The organism is Alkalihalobacillus sp. TS-13 (assembly GCF_019720915.1).
Taxonomy (GTDB): Bacteria; Bacillota; Bacilli; order Bacillales; family Fictibacillaceae; genus Pseudalkalibacillus.
This window is the reverse complement of record NZ_JAHKSI010000001.1, coordinates 1,351,422-1,371,519: the sequence shown is the minus strand read 5'-3', so window position 1 is coordinate 1,371,519 and position 20,098 is coordinate 1,351,422. Positions and strand designations below refer to the sequence as shown.

At 40.8% G+C, this 20,098-nt stretch carries 20 protein-coding genes, 1 other RNA gene and 1 riboswitch; of the genes, 16 read left to right on the top strand and 5 right to left on the bottom strand.

Annotated elements, in window-relative coordinates; all coding sequences use genetic code 11:
• Window positions 1-404: 404 nt before the first annotated feature.
• Together KOL94_RS06800 and recU are read right to left on the bottom strand one after the other, a co-directional pair.
• Complete coding sequence (locus KOL94_RS06800) at window positions 405-3,044, bottom strand: transglycosylase domain-containing protein (protein WP_221565145.1); 2,640 nt, start codon at window positions 3,042-3,044, stop codon at window positions 405-407.
• A gap of 71 nt (window positions 3,045-3,115) precedes the next feature.
• On the bottom strand, window positions 3,116-3,730 hold the full coding sequence (gene recU / locus KOL94_RS06795; protein WP_221565143.1) for a Holliday junction resolvase RecU: 615 nt from the start codon (window positions 3,728-3,730) through the stop codon (window positions 3,116-3,118).
• 185 nt (window positions 3,731-3,915) lie between these two features.
• Between recU and KOL94_RS06790 the strand changes: the two genes are divergently transcribed.
• From KOL94_RS06790 to KOL94_RS06765, 5 genes are all read left to right on the top strand, one after another.
• Window positions 3,916-4,917 (top strand): DUF2515 family protein, encoded by a 1,002-nt coding sequence (locus KOL94_RS06790; protein WP_221565141.1) that lies wholly within the window; start codon window positions 3,916-3,918, stop codon window positions 4,915-4,917.
• A 371-nt stretch (window positions 4,918-5,288) separates the two neighbouring features.
• Window positions 5,289-5,816 (top strand): MerR family transcriptional regulator, encoded by a 528-nt coding sequence (locus tag KOL94_RS06780; RefSeq protein WP_221565139.1) that lies wholly within the window; start codon window positions 5,289-5,291, stop codon window positions 5,814-5,816.
• A gap of 68 nt (window positions 5,817-5,884) precedes the next feature.
• Window positions 5,885-6,247, top strand: a complete 363-nt coding sequence (locus KOL94_RS06775) for a YppE family protein (RefSeq protein WP_221565138.1) — start codon at window positions 5,885-5,887, stop codon at window positions 6,245-6,247.
• Between the two features lie 138 nt (window positions 6,248-6,385).
• Window positions 6,386-6,592, top strand: a complete 207-nt coding sequence (locus KOL94_RS06770) for a hypothetical protein (protein ID WP_221565137.1) — start codon at window positions 6,386-6,388, stop codon at window positions 6,590-6,592.
• A gap of 327 nt (window positions 6,593-6,919) precedes the next feature.
• Window positions 6,920-7,258, top strand: a complete 339-nt coding sequence (locus KOL94_RS06765) for an Mpo1-like protein (RefSeq protein ID WP_221565136.1) — start codon at window positions 6,920-6,922, stop codon at window positions 7,256-7,258.
• Between the two features lie 78 nt (window positions 7,259-7,336).
• On the opposite strand, the gene KOL94_RS06760 is transcribed toward KOL94_RS06765, so the two are convergent.
• Together KOL94_RS06760 and KOL94_RS06755 are read right to left on the bottom strand one after the other, a co-directional pair.
• Window positions 7,337-7,579, bottom strand: coding sequence for a helix-turn-helix domain-containing protein (locus tag KOL94_RS06760; RefSeq protein WP_221565135.1), 243 nt, complete (start codon window positions 7,577-7,579; stop codon window positions 7,337-7,339).
• Between the two features lie 94 nt (window positions 7,580-7,673).
• A complete protein-coding gene (locus KOL94_RS06755; RefSeq protein WP_221565134.1) occupies window positions 7,674-8,378 on the bottom strand; it encodes an SIMPL domain-containing protein in 705 nt (234 codons plus the stop codon).
• Between the two features lie 273 nt (window positions 8,379-8,651).
• Here KOL94_RS06755 and KOL94_RS06750 point away from each other — a divergent pair, with 273 nt between their 5' ends.
• The 6 genes from KOL94_RS06750 (at window position 8,652) to KOL94_RS06725 (ending at window position 15,682) form a co-directional block, all read left to right on the top strand.
• Window positions 8,652-8,852, top strand: coding sequence for a cold-shock protein (locus KOL94_RS06750; RefSeq protein ID WP_221565133.1), 201 nt, complete (start codon window positions 8,652-8,654; stop codon window positions 8,850-8,852).
• Between the two features lie 593 nt (window positions 8,853-9,445).
• Window positions 9,446-9,549, top strand: a riboswitch (SAM riboswitch).
• A 100-nt stretch (window positions 9,550-9,649) separates the two neighbouring features.
• Window positions 9,650-9,787, top strand: a complete 138-nt coding sequence (locus KOL94_RS06745) for a YezD family protein (protein ID WP_221565132.1) — start codon at window positions 9,650-9,652, stop codon at window positions 9,785-9,787.
• 158 nt (window positions 9,788-9,945) lie between these two features.
• The gene (locus KOL94_RS06740; protein ID WP_311775114.1) at window positions 9,946-10,779 is read left to right on the top strand and encodes an STAS domain-containing protein; all 834 of its coding nucleotides are present in this window, start codon (window positions 9,946-9,948) and stop codon (window positions 10,777-10,779) included.
• A gap of 244 nt (window positions 10,780-11,023) precedes the next feature.
• Window positions 11,024-11,461: a TraR/DksA family transcriptional regulator gene (locus KOL94_RS06735; RefSeq protein ID WP_221565131.1), complete on the top strand. Its 438-nt coding sequence runs from the start codon at window positions 11,024-11,026 to the stop codon at window positions 11,459-11,461.
• 695 nt (window positions 11,462-12,156) lie between these two features.
• Window positions 12,157-14,451: a DEAD/DEAH box helicase gene (locus KOL94_RS06730; RefSeq protein WP_221565130.1), complete on the top strand. Its 2,295-nt coding sequence runs from the start codon at window positions 12,157-12,159 to the stop codon at window positions 14,449-14,451.
• Complete coding sequence (locus KOL94_RS06725) at window positions 14,435-15,682, top strand: ribonuclease H-like domain-containing protein (protein WP_221565128.1); 1,248 nt, start codon at window positions 14,435-14,437, stop codon at window positions 15,680-15,682. The genes KOL94_RS06730 and KOL94_RS06725 overlap by 17 nt, the downstream gene beginning before the upstream one ends.
• 356 nt (window positions 15,683-16,038) lie before the next feature.
• Here the strand turns inward: KOL94_RS06725 and KOL94_RS25870 are convergent, their stop codons facing one another.
• Window positions 16,039-16,476 carry a hypothetical protein gene (locus tag KOL94_RS25870; RefSeq protein ID WP_260412231.1) on the bottom strand — a complete coding sequence of 146 codons (438 nt, stop codon included), beginning with the start codon at window positions 16,474-16,476 and terminating at the stop codon, window positions 16,039-16,041.
• 310 nt (window positions 16,477-16,786) lie between these two features.
• Here KOL94_RS25870 and KOL94_RS06715 point away from each other — a divergent pair, with 310 nt between their 5' ends.
• The 5 genes from KOL94_RS06715 (at window position 16,787) to KOL94_RS06695 (ending at window position 19,968) form a co-directional block, all read left to right on the top strand.
• Entirely contained in the window at window positions 16,787-17,356 is a 570-nt protein-coding gene (locus tag KOL94_RS06715; protein WP_221567613.1) for an SLOG family protein, read from the top strand.
• 100 nt (window positions 17,357-17,456) lie between these two features.
• On the top strand, window positions 17,457-17,762 hold the full coding sequence (gpsB, locus tag KOL94_RS06710; protein ID WP_221565124.1) for a cell division regulator GpsB: 306 nt from the start codon (window positions 17,457-17,459) through the stop codon (window positions 17,760-17,762).
• A 71-nt stretch (window positions 17,763-17,833) separates the two neighbouring features.
• Window positions 17,834-18,230: RNase P RNA component class B (gene rnpB, locus KOL94_RS06705), an RNA gene on the top strand.
• A 340-nt stretch (window positions 18,231-18,570) separates the two neighbouring features.
• Entirely contained in the window at window positions 18,571-19,722 is a 1,152-nt protein-coding gene (locus KOL94_RS06700; RefSeq protein ID WP_221565122.1) for a THUMP domain-containing class I SAM-dependent RNA methyltransferase, read from the top strand.
• A gap of 54 nt (window positions 19,723-19,776) precedes the next feature.
• Window positions 19,777-19,968 (top strand): hypothetical protein, encoded by a 192-nt coding sequence (locus tag KOL94_RS06695; RefSeq protein ID WP_221565121.1) that lies wholly within the window; start codon window positions 19,777-19,779, stop codon window positions 19,966-19,968.
• The last annotated feature ends 130 nt before the right edge of the window (window positions 19,969-20,098 follow it).

Below are 20,098 nucleotides of genomic sequence, written 5' to 3'. Positions count from 1 at the left end.
TCAGGGTTTTTAAGATCTTGGCTTTGTTATACTTTATTGATGATTTTTACGAAATTCGCTCCCTTTCCGCGGGCAAACGAAAAGCGGAAGCGACCCGATTAGTCACGCAGGTCACTGGAAAACTGACGAGGAGGCTCGAACCAAACAAAGAATTGGTTCTGCGTGGGCTCACTCATAAGGATGTCAATCAATGTGTCGACCGCCGCAGGAAGTATGCAGTGATCCAAGTGACTGGTCGGCTGAGCTGGACATCACTTCATTGCATTAACCCACTTCCGCAAGCCTCCTCGCGAGTTCCTCGCTGGGGAGGCTCGCCGGTTCACTGTTCCCGCAGGAGTGTCGCAAATTTCGCTTCAATCAAATTTAATCGAAATCAACATTATCTTTAACAATGCCAAAATCTTTTATGAAGCTTGTTTATTATATGGCGATGGTGGGACGAATCCACCAATGCCGAATGGCAAGCCGGAATCGCCGCCGTTGTCATCTCCATCCTCATTCGGATTTCCGCCCTCATCAGGGTTTCCATTTCCATCTCCACCGTTTCCATCTTCACCTTCTGGTGGTGGTGGTGGGCCTTCTCCTTGATCAGGTCCTCCACCGTTTCCATTATCATTACCGTTTCCATCCCCCTCATCATCACCGAAAGGAGGGGATCCGGAGTCGTCTTCTTTCTCTTGTGTTTTCACTTGTACAGTTGCAGGTTCACTTTCTTTTCCATTCTCCTCATCGACCGCAACGACTGCAAATTTATAATTCGCACCTGGAGACATGTTCTGAACGACTAGCTCCATTTCTTTTTGAGTCGTAAGTTCCTGGAATCCGCCGTCATCGATCGAGTAGAGGATCTTGAATGTGATGCCTTTTTCCATGAACTTCTTGGGATATTTCCACTTTAATTTCGCTTCTTTTTTCTTCTCATCATATTCGGCTTTCAGTCCTTGTGGTACTTCAAGCTTATTATACTCTTCAGAGACATTCGGAAGGTCGGTACCTTTGACAGCAAGTTCTTTGACGATTTCATCCTTCGGAGTGAATTCACTTGCTCGCTTGTCAGTACCTTTTTCAATAGGAACCTCGATGACAGAATCTGGACGTTTCCAATCCGTATTATCTAGATCGGCACTTGCTTTTGCCATGATGTCATTGAAAAGCAGTTTAGAATAATCATCCGTATCCTTAGTCAAATATTGCGGGTTTCCATCGTCATCTTTACTGTGGTTATATCCAGTCCAGACTGCCGCAGATAGGTTTGAAGAATAACCGGCAAACCATGCGTCTCTTGTCTTACCTTTGAATTCTTCTCCATATTCAGCAGGATAATTCGTTGTACCTGTTTTACCAGCTACAGGGAAATCCAGATTTACGTATCCTTTGGCAGTCCCTTTAGTGATGACGTCTTTTAACATGTCAGTCACCATGTAAGCTGTATACTCTTCCATTGCAGCTTTTGGTTCAGCTTTGTGTTCGATGACACGGCCGTCTGGGAATTTGATTTTCGTTACAGTGAACGGTTTATTATAAACCCCTTTGTTTCCAAAAGCAGCGTATGCAGCAGCCATTTCCATCGGTGAAGGACTCTTATTGAATCCACCGATTGCATAGGCTGGGCTGTAATGTTTATCGTCGACTTCTATTCCGAGTTTAGAAGCGAAATCTTTCGCTTTATCTGGACCGACTTCCTGCCATGTACGAATCGCTGGAAGGTTATAAGAATCATACAATGCTCTGCGCATTGTCACATCGCCATGATGCTTCCTGTCCCAGTTGTGGAATTCATGGCCATTCACAACAAGTTTTTCATCACTCAACTTTTTATAAGTCGGCCATTTCAGATGTTCAATCGCAGGACCGTAATCAAGTATCGGCTTGATTGATGAACCTGGTTGACGTGAGTCCATCTGTGTCGCATAGAACGAACTTGCTGTGTTCTTCCGGCCGCTTCCGATTGCTCTTACCGCACCGGTTTTCGTATCGGTGAGGACAATACCACTCTGGATATTTTCATCCTTGATGATTCTGTCAGTGTAAAGAGCTTCTTCAACGGCATTCTGTGCATTAGGATCAAGAGTAGTATGAATTTCAAGTCCAGCAGTATAAACTTCTCCTGGATCCTCGAATCCAGCCATTTTGGCAGCTTCTTTAATAACTTGTGCTTTGAAAGTCTCGTAGGATTTTTGTTTTTCTTCTGGTTTCGATTCTTTTACGTAATCTGTGACAGGAATCGAAGCAGCTTCTTGCTTTTGTTTCTCAGTAATGAAACCGTACTTCGCCATCTGAGAGAGGACGACATTGCGTCGTTTCTCAGCTTTTTCAGGGTTATCAAATGGGCTGTAGGTGGATGGTGCTTTAGGCAATCCAGCCAACAGTGCAGCTTCATGTAATTCTAAATCCTGTATATCTTTATTGAAATATGTCTTAGCAGCTGTCCCGATCCCATATGCACTTTCGCCAAAATAAATTTTATTCAAATACATTTCCATGATCTGATCTTTGGAATATCGTTGTTCAAGCTTGATTGCAAGGTATGCTTCTTTAATCTTTCTTGTCATATTTTTGTCGTTGGTCAGTAATGCGTTCTTGATGACCTGTTGGGTGATCGTACTTCCACCCTGGGATCCGAAACCGCCTGTTATGTTAGCGATTGCCGCACCACCGATCCGGCGTACATCGATACCGAAATGATCGTAGAATCGGACATCTTCTGTTGCGATGACAGCATCCTTCATGACCTGTGGAATGTCATCGAGTGGTGCCTTGACTCGTTTTTCATTCCTGAACATCATACCGAATTCGTTACCATCTTTATCGAAAAGTTTGGATGATGCTGGTGTATCGAGAGCTTTCGGGTCAAGCTCAGGTGATTGGCTTATGACCGCAAATACGGCGATAGCACCTGCTGTCACACCTATTAGACCGAATATAAGAAGAAGAGCAGTGATTTTTTTCATCATACTTTTCTTCTGAGTATTGGATGGTTTCTCTTTCTGTGTAGACGTGCCCTGACGTCGTTGTTGTCGTGAGTTGTATTTATTGTCACTCATCATTGTTCCTACCTTTCTAAACGTAACCTGACGTAATAATCATTCGAATCGAACCTTATGTTTCTTACCCCTTACTTTGTAGAAAAAAACAATTCATCGATAATTCTCAAATAATCAATACGCGGGTTGTAACCTAATTGAATCAAATGAGCCTTTTCTCCAAAATAGGTTTTTGGAATGGATTTTCTACCTCCATTGTCTTGTTGATCCCAAAAATGAAATAAGTGCGGAACTTCCATCAAATAATCTTCCTGAGAATTTTTGAACCTTACCAGAATGAAACAGATTCCATCCTGTTCGATGACTTGTTTCATATGATCGATTTGATGCTGATGGAAATTCGTTAATGGAAATGATGTATTATTACGTGTTTCTTTCGCTTCGAAATCGATGTATCGTCCTCGATAGACCCCATTGTAATCAGTTGTAGAAGGTTGTTTGAAATAGGCTTCCTTGATCACTGCAGCGCTCCGTTTTGGGTAATCTACTGAAACGATCTGGACAGGAGTCGGTTTTTTGTGGATTACCGCCTTGCCGATTTTCAGATAGTATTCATTCGTATGGTTGATATCCTCTTCGAATGTCATCCCGCGATTGGCATACGATTTATTCACATCAACCTTGTTGAAGGATTGCGTTCGTTGCTGTACGGGTCCACTTTTTCGATTTGGATAGCGAAAGTTCAATCCGGTTCACCTTCCTTTTCAAAGCCTTGCAGAGTCATCAACATCCTAGACGAATGAAACGCGATTTAGTTTCAAAAATAACATCATCAGGTGCAGGGCATCATTAAGAATATACCATATTCTTGGTGAATGTCGAGTATCACTATTGGTTTTTAAGAACAAACGTTTGCAGATCGGGTGGTTATATGGAACGTCTATTATATAAGGAAGCGTTTGCATCAAATGTGTCCGAATTTCGACTCATTGAAGAGATCAAGCAGAAAACTGCAAGGATGAATACAGATAATATCTCGCGGACCAAGGCTTACCAAAATTATCATTTTCGTAATAAAGAATTTTTTTGGCCGTTCCTTGCAAGTATGGTTTCACGGAATGCTGGATGGAATATGGGTGATCTTCAATTGACAGAATTCCGAATGCTCATGCCTTGCAAGGGACGCCGTTGGATTTTCTATACCTATGAAAGAGCCAATTGGTTAATCTTTGCAGACGCGTATCCACAGCTACTATTGTATGAGGAATCGAAACAATTAGGACTGCCTTTATTTCATTTGTTGAAGGAATTTGGGGTTTCAAGTTTCATGGTGGAGGAATGGAAGCGTTTTTGGCAAGATCGGGATCGGAAAAGACTAGATACGGCATTGATCATTAACGAGCAGCATGTGATCCAAAATCCCGTTTTGGACAAGGAAGAGTACAAAAGGAAAGTGTTTTCAACCTTTCCTTACTGGCTTCAAGACCATTTGCATTTCAGTACTGTGTTGTTTCCGACACTTGAAGGTGATCTATTTGGAATATCGGTACATGGATTCCGCAAAGTATCGAACCGGATCAGACTTGGAAAGGGGCTTCTGGGAATTGTATCAAAACCAGGGTTATATGATCGATTTGTTCGATTTGCTAGAATGACTGAGCCGACTGGAAGCAGAGCAGACTTTGAACGCTATCTGTTCCAACAAACGAGAAAAGGGCATCATCTACCACTCCGTATGCTTTATCCGATCATCAATCATGAACGTAAAGAATACAAGGATTGGTCAACATATACACGGAACGTTGAAAAGCACTTTAAACACGTGAAATTGCCCGGGCAGGTCAAATTGAATGATTGGTATGAACATAAACGACTTGAGATTCATGTCTTGGCAAAATGGAAAGCATTCTTCCGAATAAAGGAGAACAAATAAAAGTGTCAGCCTCTGTTCCACTCAAAGAATGGGTGAAAAAGATAGCTGACACTTCGATCTTCGGTTTATGTTGATGGACGGTTCGGCCCTTCTAGTTTTTTATCACCGTAACCTGTTTTTTTGTTCGGCTGGCCTGCGACTTTTTCCTCTTTAGATGTCCCTCTTCGTTTACTCACCCAAGTCACCTCCTATGATTAGTATGGTTCAAGGATTGACAACTATACAGCGGATCAACTGCTGTCGAATCCTTGATGTAGAGAGGAAAATCCACTTTCTTTGCCGAAAGGGAACTAGTTTTGTCAGGAGTGGAGGGGAAGGAGAATGACCCGGCGAATAGTACAGGTACCATTATTCCCGGGAGGTCCGTAAAAATGGAAAGCTTGGTGAAAACGAAAACTGTATCGAGGAAGCTCAATGTCAACCCGACTACCATTCAACGATGGGTAAAGTACTTCGACATTCCATGTCCTAAAAATGATCACGGTCACTACTTATTCCGTTCAGAAGACATCGAACAATTGGAAGAAATACAAAAACAATTGAAACAGGGCTTGCAGATGAGTGACATCAAATTACAGAACAGAAGTTCAAATGAAACAAAGGCAGTGAAAAGCGGGGACGGACTGAAAGAACTTGATGTCTATTTTAAACAGCTCCAAGATCAATTGAACGTTCTAGAATCGAAGGTTTCTCAAAAAGCTGATGAAGTCTTGTCATATCAGGTCATGCAGCATAGGAAAGACATGGATCAGATGGCGACGAAATTGACAGAACTCGAGGAAAAAATGCTCGATCTCGAAGAACAATTGCTGTTGCAGGTGACGGCTACGAATGAGATCAGGACGGAATACAGCCCAGTGAAACCAAAGAAACGAAACTGGCTTGTAAGTCTTTTTTAAGGCACTATTTATTTGAAATGGCATTTCTGAACTTCCTTTGATAGGATAAGTTCAGAAGAGGTGAAACAATGAGCACGGAAAAACAGCGATTGATGGAGTTGACGCGAAAGCTGCGATCACTCAATGACAAGGCTTATAGACAATTTGATGAGAATACAATGGGGGAAGGATATGAGGTGGATTTTTATGGTGAAGTCAAACCATTCGTCGATGAAGTACAGCACCTTGCCGATGAATGGAAGCCTCTGGCCGTGAAATGGGCGATTGCAGAAAAGCCGAAGTATGTCTATCCGATCCAGATCAATGACACCTATGAAAACATGACAATTTCGGCGGTCCAAGCGTTTCAGAAGGATACGAAACGTAAACGGTTCACGTCCATGACTAAATCCATCGAATATATTCTCGAATCGATTGAAGATCAACTATAATGGTGGGGCTAACCTATAAGGGTCTGACGTTTTTTGGGTCAGCCCCTCTTTTTGTTCACTTAATTGTTAGACGCCGGCATTCCAATATAAAGGGAGCATCTGTTATAATAGAATCGAAAAGAAAGGGATGTTTTGCTTATGATGGAATTCTTGTATTTTCCAGAGGATAAAACTGAATACATACCATCCTTGATCATGTTGATTATTTTTATGACCGGGGCGATCATAGCGACTGTCTTCATCCGAAGGCATTCTGTAAAAGAGCTTAGTAAATGGGAAAATGAAGAGCCGAACTTAAGAGGAACGGAAGAAAAAGTGAATGATTCTGGTGCAGATAAGAATTAGAGGGTAGTCCGACACATCAATGATGATGTAAAGGACACCCTCTATTATTTTTAGATAAAGTTCATTGAACGTTTTGCGAAAATCATTCATCGCCTCAAAATTTCACGTACCGTACTTAAAATTAAAGGGTTTTTTTGATGGAAGAAGAAATTATTTAGAAGATGAGGAGGTCCTTTGACAGCGTTTTACATATTTAGAAGGGTTATTAGACGTAGAGAACTGATCTTAGCGGGACTGTGGCTTGATTGATCATTAGGAATCGTCACTCTACGAACTATAAAACGTCGGGTTTCTTTGATGAAAAGTAAACAATAGGAGGGAATCAATGTGAAAAATGAATTTGAAAGTTTCCAGGAGTTTTGGCCGTTCTATCTTCAACAGCATTCGAAGTCTGCTACTAGAGCCTGGCATTTTGTAGGCACGAGTTTTGTTTTTGTATGTATTTGTGTTTCACTCCTATTCATGAATTTCTGGTATCTGTTGGCTGCCCCGGTCATTGCGTATTCATTTGCGTGGATCAGCCATTTTTTCATAGAAGGGAACAAACCAGCCACATTCGGTCACCCGTTCTGGTCTTTAAGGGCCGATTTCAAGATGTTCGGTTACACCTTAACAGGAAGCCTCGATAAAGAGTTGGAAAAGCATCAGATCAAAAGAACCGCATAAATAAGAGAGACTTGCTAAGGCAAAAGAGCTTCGCAAGTCCCATATTGAATATGTAACGATTCATTTTGAAATTTATGTTCAATATTCCATAATATCACTTTTGACAAGCTGATGGATTTCTTCCACCAATTGGGAAGCAGGGATATTCAAATGTTCAGCTAATACAAACATGGTTTTGAGTGTCGGCATGCGACGTCCTCTTTCAAGTAAACTGATAAAAGAGCGGTCGTAGCCAGTCAGTTCGGCAAGTTTGAACTGAGATATTTTCTCGACTGTCCGATGTTTTCGGATTACCAGTCCAACAGCTTGTTCAAGTTTCATAAAAAGAATCCCCCGATAACCCATAAAATGACAGCGGACTATAGTCAACGTATCTCTATTTTAGTATAGGTCTGTCGAATGGACAATAAGATTGTTAGAAATAGCAAAACCAAATTTTCAATTTTGCACGTATCACCACTTTTTGAGGCTGAATAGGAGGAGCGGCTGAGGCTTGAAGCATCTGGGTTTTATATAAAGGGATAACATCTCTCGCGACGACTTCGATGATTTTCAATGGAACTGGGCTCAACTGGAGCTTCATAATATGAGAAAGTGTCATGGCTTTCCGTACGGCATCTTCGTATGCTTTTGCTAACCCATTAAGATAATAGCGGGAAGGGTTTGTGACCTCAAACATAAGATCCCTAGTGATATTAGCTCCATTTTTGATAGCTGTATCATATACAAGTCCAGCAAATTTTACATCGTTGATCTTTACCTTAAATAAATGTTCTACTCGAAATCCCCTGAAGACTGACTGCCCGTTTTGATAATCATAGATGGGCTGGACATTATATACGATTGTCTCTATTTGGGTTGAGGGAATGCCAGTATTCATCAAAGCAGTCAGGACTTGATTCGATCTTCTGGCATTATCTTCGGATGCACTCAAAACATCTTGGTCTTCTGTGACGACACCGATCGTAAGGGAAATTTCGTCTGCATCGACAATCATTTCACCATCACCTTCAACTACCATCACATTCCTGTAAGCTTCACCATTAACATTCCCCCGGTCAGAAGGATACCTGGCGATCATACCTTCACCTCCGAATCCTGATTTATTAACTATATTCATTTTATTGGTTTGAAATGAGTAATTGATCTGTTTCTAAATCGAACATATCTTCGAGCATTGTATTGACATTATGAAAAAAATGAATTAAGATATTAATAACGCCGACAAAGTTAGTTATATAAATGGTGGATAGATTAAAGTCGTAGCTGCAATTGTGTAGACGAACTTGATTGTCACACAGTCATGCGGGTACGGTATTTTTAATACAGTCAGAATGATAAATATAACGGTAAACTTTTGGTGAATTTGTAAGATGTTCAGGAGGTACAGTATATGAATACTGGTACAGTAAAATGGTTTAATGCAGAAAAAGGTTTTGGTTTCATCGAAATTTCAGAAGGTAACGACGTATTTGTTCACTTTTCTGCAATCGAAGGTGACGGGTTCAAAACATTAGAAGAAGGTCAAAACGTTTCTTTCGAAATCGTCGAAGGCAACCGTGGACCGCAAGCTTCTAACGTACAAAAAGTCTAAGTATAAAAACTTGAGTCTTAATGGGTGACGTACGTTAGTACGCCACCCTTTTTATTTAGTCCTCAAAAGGCAATGACCTTTCATAGAAAAATGGATTTAAGCTTCCTTTATGATCCGGTTGTAAAGGGTCTCATGTGCTTCTTGCCAAAGTGTGCACTGTAAAAACGTTTAATCCACATTTTCAACCCCTCTTTTAAATCTCCAATTATCTATTATTTCAGAAACGGAAACAATTCGAGTAGAAGGGAGTTTAGAGTAAATACGGTAACTGATTCACACTGGCGCGACCGAGGAGTCGTAAGGACGGAAGAGAGGCAGGGCTTTCGTTGTTTGAGTTATTTTTTACAATCATAAGGGTTGTATAGTGGATACACATATATATTGATACATCACTATCCACCAGTTTAAGGAGCATGGATCATCGCTGATTTGAAGTTGTTTGATCTCACGGAATGACTTTTCCAGCGTTACATATCTAATAGTATGGCAAGTGAATAATTCATACTATACCTATAGGAATTTATGGCTAAATTTCAATTTATGATTGACAGTCACTTTGATTATGCTGTAAAATTCAAAAAAATAAGTTGATTCACTTATCACGAGTGGCTGAGGGACTGGCCCTGGGAAGCCCGGCAACCTGCTTTTGCAAGGTGCTAATTCCAGCAAAATGGAAATCCATTTTGAGAGATAAGGTACATACACATTTGATGTACTTGTAATTAGGTCTCTCTTTCTGGGGGGCTTTTTTATTTACCTTATCCAAGAGTACCATTTCAAAAGAGAGGAGAATAAGCATGGCAAATGAATTGGAATCTATAACACCAAAATTGAACGAAATGCTGAAATCCATGAAATTCGGGTCTGTCACTTTGATCGTTCAGGATGGAAAAGTCATTCAAATTGAAAAAAAAGAAAAAGTGAGAGTGAAATAGCGAGAATTTTATAAATGTGGTTTTCGAAGCACACATGACCATTTTCTTAAGACGGACTGGATTTTCTCGAAATAAAATTTGTCCTTAAGGTCCTATTAATTTAAAATAGGCAGAGAATGAGAAAATATCAACCCATTTTAAGAGGAGGCCATGGCATCGTGCAGAGAAATAAAGAACTACATGATTTTCTTCTAAATAAAGCACCACAACTTACAGAAGATTGGTATAATTCCATGGATAAAAGCGATCCGACAGGCGTGTATTCTTCTACTGATCCTGAAGTCATTCAAAGATTGAAACAGCAAAATTATGAGTTTCATCTGAATTTGATTGGAATATTTAAAAAAGAAGAATCAGAATTCTTCAAGGATTTCGAGGAATGGGTGATTGCTACTGCTAGGGATAAAGAACACATTGAAACACCGACTCATTTTGTTATGAGAGAATTCATACGTGTACGGAAACAATATATGAACCTGATCGATGAATTCGTAGCAGTATCTCCAGGTAAATATACAAATGAACAAATTAATTTATGGAAAGATATGATCATAAAAGAATTTGATATTGCTATGGTTCGATTTACAGAAGAAAAGAATAACTATCTGAATGATCAGCTGATGGCTCAAAAATCGATGATCAATGAACTTAGTTCTCCTGTGATTGATTTATCTCATAATGTAGGTCTGCTCCCGATTGTCGGCGACATCGATACGCATAGAGCCAAGACGATCCTTGAAAGTACATTGAAGCAATGTGAAGATCGGAATATTGAACGGTTGTATATTGATTTATCTGGTGTTTTCATGGTCGATACGATGGTCGCACACGAAATATTCCAATTGATCTATTCGTTACGGTTGTTAGGTGTTTCTACAACTTTATCGGGAATACGCCCTGAAATCGCACAAACAGCTGTGCAATTGGGCATCGATTTTGAGAATGTGAAAATGACCTCTAAATTGTCAATTGCATTAACGGAAGATGACTGATTTTCAACTTTATAATAGATATCAATGAAAGGCGCTCACTAAGCGTCTTTTTATAATGCTCTAAATGATAAAGCGAAATTCGCGACACTCCTGGGGGAGCGAGACGGGCAATACCCCACAGCGATTTAAGGATTTTCGACTAACAACCACCACGTCCTTGGGAGCCTTATTTGTTATCTCCATCTCTGGAAGCGTGTTTACCTTCATCTGTGAATGGGAAAGGTTCAAAAAAGGAGGAGGAATCATGGCTGTAACTGATAAACAAATAGAAGATTTCAAATCACAATTACTATCAATGAAAGAGGAAGTTTTTCGACGAAATCAAAATAGAGAAGAAAACGTTGATTCTGAACCATTGAAGGGTAATGATAACCATATGGCAAATGCTGGTACTGCAGAGTATGATCATGCCAAAGAAATGGCACTCAACCAAAATGATGAACAATTGATAAATGAAATCGATGAAGCCTTACAACGAATTGAAGAAGGCACTTATGGCATATGTATCGATACCGGTGACGAGATCTCCATTGAGCGCTTGGAAGCGGTACCTTATGCAAAAAGGACAATTGAAGCGCAAAAAGCTTATGATGAACAGAAAAATCCAGGTGATGAAAGAATCAATACGAAACATGAAGACACCTCAGAAATGATCAATCAAATCGAAAATGAACATGAATAAGTAAAACGAAATAAAACGGGAGGGTTCAACGACTCTCCCGAAATACTTTCGCTTCCTCAATTTTCAACATTATATTTCTTCAGTTTGTTCTTTCCACATTTTTTAGCGATCTGTCCTGCCTGATTTGCGTTTTGACCGCCTTTGAAGTTAATCTGACCTCCCCGATTAGCGTTTATTCCATATTTACCTGCGATCTGGCCGCCTTGAGAAGCAGTGTAATAATCTTTGATGATTTTACTATCCTTGATATAGATGTTGACGATTTTAACGTAACAATCGTTTTTATTTTCAAATCATTTTTTAATTGGAGAAAATCAACTTTCAGAAGGGCTTCTTCTGGCAGCATTTATTCACTTTTACGGAAGATGTATTAAAAAAACAACAAGTCGCATTAAGCAATTCAATGTAGTCATTGACTTTGCATGACCTGTACAAAAAATCGTTAAGTGATTATGAGCGTGCGAATTAGCAGTAAAAAGTTCCTATTTGGGAGCTTTTTTACATTTTTATTGTTTTGATCAATTGATAAGGATAAAAGATGAAAAATATGCTGATTAAGAGTGGCACGGGAGTTTCATTTCGGAAGCGGGAGGGATTTGTATCATTTACTTTGCAGTTGTGTGAAAACAGAACACCCCCCTTTTCTTGCGAACGTTTATTCGCTAAAATAGAGATATTAGAATGGAGTGAACGGAATGAAAATTCGTAAGAGTTTACCTGAAATCCTTAAAGTCATGAATCAAGATGATACGATTGCATCGAATATCGCCCATTGGAAAACGATTCCTGAAAAAGAAGGGCGATCTGTCGATTTTCCTGATCAGATCCATCAGAAGATTCGTAAAGCATTAGAAAACAGAGGGATTTCTTCATTATATACGCACCAATATTCTGCATTTGAAGCAGCGCGTTCTCATAAAAGCTTCGTTGCTGTCACCCCGACCGCTTCGGGAAAAACGCTCTGTTATAACCTTCCTGTCCTTCAGGAGGTTGCAGAGAATGATAACAGCCGAGCTTTGTATTTGTTTCCGACAAAAGCTTTGGCCCAGGATCAAAAGAGTGAAATCAACGAATTTATTGAAGAAATCGGTATCGACATCAAAAGCTATACATACGACGGAGATACACCTTCAAATATCCGACAGGTGATTCGTAAAGCCGGTCATGTGGTGATGACGAACCCGGATATGCTGCATTCAGCGATTTTACCTCATCATCCGAAGTGGGTATCCTTGTTTGAAAACCTGAAATACATTGTCATCGATGAACTTCATACATATAGAGGGGTGTTCGGAAGCCATTTCGCCAATGTATTGAGACGTCTAAAAAGGATCTGTGCGTATTATGGAAGTAACCCGAGCTTTATCTGCACGTCAGCAACGATTGCGAACCCGAAAGAGCTTGCTGAAAAGCTGACAGGGGATGAAGTGCGGTTGATTGATAACAACGGCGCGCCGGTTGGAAAGAAGCATTTCGTTTTCTACAACCCGCCGATTGTCAATAAACCATTGAACATACGAAGGAGTGCAACGCTTGAATCGAAAAGGCTTGCTTCTTTGTTTTTAGAAAATGAAATCCAGACGATCGTTTTTGCGAGAAGCCGGGTCAGAGTTGAAATATTGTTAACCTATCTGCAAGAATTGATTCAACGAAAAATAGGTAACAAGACGATTCGTGGCTATCGCGGTGGATATCTTCCGAAGCAGCGCCGTGAAATCGAACAGGGGCTTCGAAGCGGAGAGATCATGGGTGTTGTCAGTACAAATGCTCTCGAATTAGGTGTGGATATCGGACAACTGCAAGTCTGTGTCATGAATGGCTACCCTGGAACGATTGCAAGTACATGGCAGCAAGGAGGACGCGCTGGCCGGAGACAGGATGAATCGGTCGTGGTTCTTGTCGCAAGTTCTACACCACTTGACCAATACATCATCCAGAATCCTGACTACTTTTTCAACCGTAATCCAGAAACCGCTCGGATCAACCCTGACAACTTGATCATCTTAGTGGATCATTTGAAATGCGCAGCGTATGAACTGCCTTTTAAAAATGGTGAGAGCTTCGATGGAGTAGAAATCGATGACATTATGTATTTCTTGACTGAAGAGGGCGTCCTTCATGAACAAGGAGAGCGCTGGTATTGGATGAACGATTCGTTTCCTGCTCATAACATCAGTTTACGTTCCGCTTCACAGGAGAATGTGGTCATCATCGATCAGACTGATGTAGCCAATGTAAGAGTGATCGGTGAAATGGATCGGTTCAGTTCGATGACATTGCTTCACGAGGAAGCGATCTACTTGCATCAAGGAATTCAATATCAAGTTGAGAAACTGGATTACGAAGAGAAAAAGGCGTACGTCCGTGAAGTAGATGTCGATTACTATACGGATGCAAACTTAGCGGTTTCGTTGAAAGTCCTTGAAGAAGATAAACAGAAGACCTATAGGGATTCTCAAGTCGCGTTTGGAGATGTAACGGTCAATGCGATGGCGACGATTTTCAAAAAGATCAAGTTCGGGACCCATGAAAACATCGGTTCCGGCCCGATCACGCTGCCTGAAGAAGAGCTCCATACTTCCGCTTCTTGGATCAGTTTCTCTGAGGAAATGGTTGAAGGACTATCTGAACAAGAACTTGAAGAAGGCCTTGTAGGTATTTCGAATGTAATGCGCCATGTCGCTCCATTATTCGTCATGTGTGATGTGAGCGATCTTCATGTCGTCCCGCAAGTGAAAGCTTCTCATTCACAGCTGCCGACGATTTTCTTTTACGATCGCTATCCTGGTGGCATCGGTCTAAGTGAATACGTTTATGAACATATTTCTGAAATCACCAGTGAAGCGGAACACGTGATTGTGCGCTGCCCATGTGATAAAGGGTGTCCATCATGTGTAGGAAATGAAGTGCAGTATACAGATGTCAAAAGTTTGGCGTTGAAATTTTTGAAAGAGGGAAGGAACGATTCCAATTATGTCACTTCAAAATAAATTGAATCGTTTTAAAAAACAGCTGATACATGTCGGTTCAGAATCCATTTCAGAAAAGAAACAAAAACCAGTGAATGAGACAGTCGAAGAATATGATTCCGGATGGGGACGATTCGAAGCAAAAGCAGTAGCGTTTGAAGAGCAGCATTGCATTATCCGAGAAAAAAACTATTCAAAAGACCATAAAATCGGGCATTACACCGTTCAAGATCTTCATGATGCGATCAAGCGATGGAACGAAAGGGAGCAGAGTCATCCACTTTCAGCTGACGGCAGAGAAGCTGCAGACCTCCTCTTTTTTGATACGGAAACGACCGGCTTGGGCAGTGGAGCAGGGAATACGATCTTTTTGCTTGGAGTTGCAAGAATACTTGAAGATGACATTCATGTCCGTCAGTATTTCCTGCCCGGACCCGGGAACGAAGTAGCCTTATATCATCATTTTTTAACGGATATGCAAGACATGTCCAATTTAGTGACGTATAACGGAAAAGCTTTTGACTGGCCTCAGGTGAAGACCCGTCACACCTTCGTCCGTGATATGGTTCCGAAGCTTCCGCCTTTTGGTCATTTCGATTTGCTTCATGGTTCACGAAGGGTTTGGAAGAAGTCTTTCGAGTCACTGCGCCTGTCGATTGTAGAAAAAGAACTCCTTAGTATCGAGAGGACAGAGGATACACCAGGATATCTTGCGCCGATGTTATACTTTGAATATTTGCGGGAAAAGGATCCTTCGATTTTAGAAGGCGTATTTAAACATAATGAGCTAGATGTCCTTACGCTCATATCGTTGTATACCCATCTCTCCAATGTTTTGTTAGACAAGAGCCATACTTCGCTTTCTAACCTTGAGCGGTTTGAGATTGCAAAATGGTATGAGGCACTTGGTGATAGGCTGGAAGCGAAACACCGTTATGGTGAACTCATTGATACAACAATTGATTTAAAGGCAAAAAAAGCGTTGGCAAGCCTTTATAAGAAAGAAAAAGATCTCGATAAAGCAGCCTTTTATTGGGAGTCTTTTATTGAGTCGGAAGAAGATGTAGAATCCTACGTTGAGCTTTCGAAAATCTTTGAACATCACTTTAAGGAATTCGAGAAAGCTTTGTTTTATGCCCGGAAAGGTTATGAATCATGGAAATCGGTAAAACGTATTTTAAGAGGCGATGAAGATAAAGAGCGAATCCAATTTAATAAGCGAATCAATCGTATCTTAAGGAAACTTGGGTAGGGCAAAAGTAGGGAAATGAAATCGTGAGAAATGGTCGATATTCCCCGGGCAAGCGCAAAAAACGATGTTTTTCGTGCTTACCCGGGAGTTTTCAAATTTATTTAGTCTTTTGTAATAGAAATATTGAAAAAATTGTCGAATCACCATAAAATAGGGGGTGGAGCATTTACATATTTAGGGGGATTCCGACAGTGCGCAACATTATTGTAGTTTTATTTTTTCTTATGATCGGCTTGACTGTGTATATCATGAACTTAGGTGCTTGACCATTTTCATCGGATATCGGTGAAAGAAGGCGAATGTCTTAGACAAGTCTCATAGATCTCTCATACATTATTACAAAGCATGAAACTAAATCATAAAGGAGAATCTATGAGATGCATTGTCATAAACCTCAAATGATGTGTCCGGTGGTTCATCCACCGAAGAAGTGTGTCAAGCATTTTTGCCATTACAAAGTCGTGCCTCATATCCATCCAGTGATCGAGGAACACGTACACCACAATATCGTACAGCACAAGCATATGCAGAAGCATTGTAAAAAATCTTGCTGTACGACTCAACACAAGCATTGCATGGTCCCGCCAAAGCCGAAATGCGGCTGTCACCACGGCGGCGGCTACGGTGGATTTGGCGACGGCTACGGTGGAGGACACCACCACGGCGGAGGCCCTTGGGGCTGGTAGGATCAGTATAAGCGAACCGAGCTCATTCGGTTCGTTTTTTTCTGTGGATTTGATGTGTTGATTGATGAAGAGGTTCTGAACCTTCAACGCTTTGGAAATAAGTCCCATAAACCAAAATCACCATTCAAAGTTAGGTAATCAGGTCCTAACTTAGAAATGAACCGTCAATCTGTTTAAGGAAATCCCCATACCTAACCTTTTATTAATACAGGAACGAATCTTTAAAATCCGGACAAAATTCCATTCAAAAAAACATATATTTTTCGATAAATAGATGCTTTTTCAACAAATTATGTATTTATAATATGGTACACTTAAAGGGAGTCCAAATATTGGCACAGACACGGATTTTCACTTTATAGTAGGATTGAAAGGCAACCTAGAATCAGCAGAGATTTTCAAAAGGAGTCATTGGATGATCAAGGTTTTAGCAGTGACAGGATACAAAGGACATGAACTTGGTATTTTTTCGAACAAGCATGAAGCTGTACCTTACATAAAAGGTGTACTTAAAAATCGTATCGCCCAGCTGGTGGAAGAAGGCTTGGAATGGGTCGTCATCAGTGGACAGCTCGGGGTTGAGTTGTGGGCAGGCGAGGCAGTCATTGAATTGAAGGAAACTTATCCTGATCTGCAGCTTGCTGTTTTGACTCCATTTCAAGATCAGGAGCAGAGATGGAAAGAGAACACCCGACAATATTATCAACAAGTTGTATCGCAAGCAGATTTCGTGGACAGCATTTCGAAAAGACCATATGAAAATCCAGGCCAATTACAAGCAGGAAATCAGTTCATCATTGAAAAGACAGATGGGTTATTAGTGCTCTATGACGCTGATCAGACAGGATCGCCGGAATTTTATTTAAGAACGGCGCACAAATATGTAGAACTTGGTAACGAATATCCTATATTGTCAATTTCCTTTTTCGACGTAAATGATTATATTGAGGAATCACAGAAATCAAATGGTGATGATTGGGTAACCTAATAACAGATGAATATTATGTGAATCTTGGTATAATGTTGGGTAAAGACCAACTATAAATGAAACGAATGATAGAAATTATAAACGGGGTGACGCATTTATTATGGATAATAAGCGAGTACAATTGACGTCAAAAGAGATTTTAGAAAAGGATTTCAAAACAGGTTTCAGAGGCTATGATCAAGATGAGGTCGATCAGTTTTTAGACATTGTGATCAAAGACTATGAACAGTTCCATAAAGAAATTGACCGTTTGAATGAAGAAAATGTGAAGTTGAGAAAAGAACTTCAGCGTTCAGGTGAACAGACGAAAACGCAAAGCAATGGTGCTGGAATCACGAACTACGATATCTTGAAACGTCTATCCAATCTTGAAAAGCATGTTTTCGGAAGTAAACTTTACGATTGATTTGGGTATAATTGACATTGAAAAGCAATCAAACGTACGATATAATGTAATTCGACTCTAAAAAGGTCATATCGTTTGGGTAATCGCTGTACTTCACTTTTGAAGTATAGAGGAAAGTCCATGCTCGCACAGTCTGCGATGGCTGTAGTGTTCGTGCCTGATCAATAAATAAGTCAGGGTAGTCTGGTTCCGACTGGACTAACGGCAGGGAAAACACCTACGTCTTTGGATATGGTGTGACTACCTTGAAAGTGCCACAGTGACGAAGTCCTGCAGGAAACTGCAGGAGTGGAACGAGGTAAACCCCACGAGCGAGAAACCCAAATTATGGTAGGGGAGTCTTCTCGGAGGAAACTGAACGAAGAGAAGGGCAGATGTTGGAGAACATCTGGAGATAGATGATTACCGCCTGCGTACGAGGAGCTTAAGCTCTGCTTGAGTACGGGGAACAGAACATGGCTTACAAAACGAGATGACCAAAAGCCCGCATTTAAGAGGGCTTTTTTATTTTGCTTTTTTACATAATTATGACATTCCATTAGTGATTAAGGTAATCTCCGATGAATATTGGGAAAACTATATGTACATCTTTCTGCTTTTATTGAACATTATTTACGTTTTATATACATTTCCCACGATATATGTACATATTGTTGTTTTTATCAACATTTGACGTTTTTCGACAAGTTAGCAGTGATAAAAGGCAGGTGAATACCAGCAGAAAGGGAGGGAGTTTTCGAAAATTAGAAATGTCCGATTCTATTCAGTATAATGGGGAGATCATACATAAAGATTGGAGTATTCAAAAATGAGACCGATTACGTTGATCGCTACTGCAGCGATGGGATTAGAATCGATTGTCGCCAATGAAGTACGGCAATTGGGTTATGAAAAAGTACAAGTTGAAAACGGAAGGATCATTGTCGAAGCTGACGAACGTGCGATTCCACGTTTGAACTTATGGCTTCGTACAGCCGATCGTATTAAGCTAAAGATCGGCTCCTTCAAGGCGTTATCCTTTGAAGAATTGTTTGAACAGACGAAAGCCTTACCATGGGGAGATTTTCTGCCGGAGGATGCTGAATTTCCCGTCATTGGCCGTTCTGTAAAATCAAAGTTATTCAGCGTTTCGGATTGTCAGGCAATCGTCAAGAAAGCGATCGTTGAAAAGATGAAGGAAACGTATGGTGTTGAAGGTTGGCTGCCTGAAAACGGCGCATTTTACAGGGTAGAGGTTGCCTTGCATAAAGACATAGCGACGTTGACGATCGATACGAGCGGAGAAGGATTGCACAAACGAGGATACCGTTATTTGCACAACGAAGCACCATTGAAAGAAACGTTGGCGGCAGCCTTGATTCAATTGACAAACTGGAAGCCGGACAGGCCGTTTCTCGATCCATTCTGCGGTTCTGGAACGATTCCAATCGAAGCGGCGATGATCGCGAAAAATATCGCTCCAGGATTGAACAGAGAGTTTGCGTCTGAAAACTGGTCATGGCTCGATAAGAAACTATGGTACCAGGCCGTTGAAGAAGCGCACGACGTTGCAAACTTCGAACTGCAAATCGATATAATGGGCTCGGATATCGATCACAAAATGATAGAACTCTCGGAGAACAATGCGAATGAAGCTGGTTTTGAAGGTGATATCCGGTTCAAACAAATGCAGGTGAAGGATTTCCATACCAAATCAGAGTATGGATATGTTGTCGGAAACCCTCCATATGGTGAGCGGTTGAATGAAAGAGATTATGTAGAGGCGTTATATGCGGATTTAGGAGAGGTTTTCAGGAAGCTCGATACCTGGTCGCTCTATATTCTTACATCGCATGATGGCTTCGAAACGTTATACGGAGAAAAGGCGTCGAAAAAGAGGAAGCTCTATAACGGTGATTTGAAATGCCATTACTATCAATTTTTTGGTAAAAAGCCACCTCGTAGACATGTCGACGTTTAACAATTGAGCAATCCACCCATACTAGGAATAATCAAACTAGGTGGGGGGATTTTTATGTATGATCGATATAACGATATCGAACGGGTGACACAGGCAATGAAGGCTTTAAAAACCTTGAATGAACCATGTTATGAGGGTGCATGCCAGAGCATAAGTGATGAACTTCATGACGCGATCGCTTTTGAAACCAGAAACCATCGGGATATGAGCAGATACTCGTCAATGTTATGGATACAGGAAAACTGAACTGGCTAAACAGCTATGTTCAGTTTTTTATTTGCTGGAACAAGTTACCGGACACCAGAGACCTTATTTTGCGCAAAACCCGTTGTTTTACAGAGTTACCGGACACCAGAGCTCTTATTTGGAGAATATC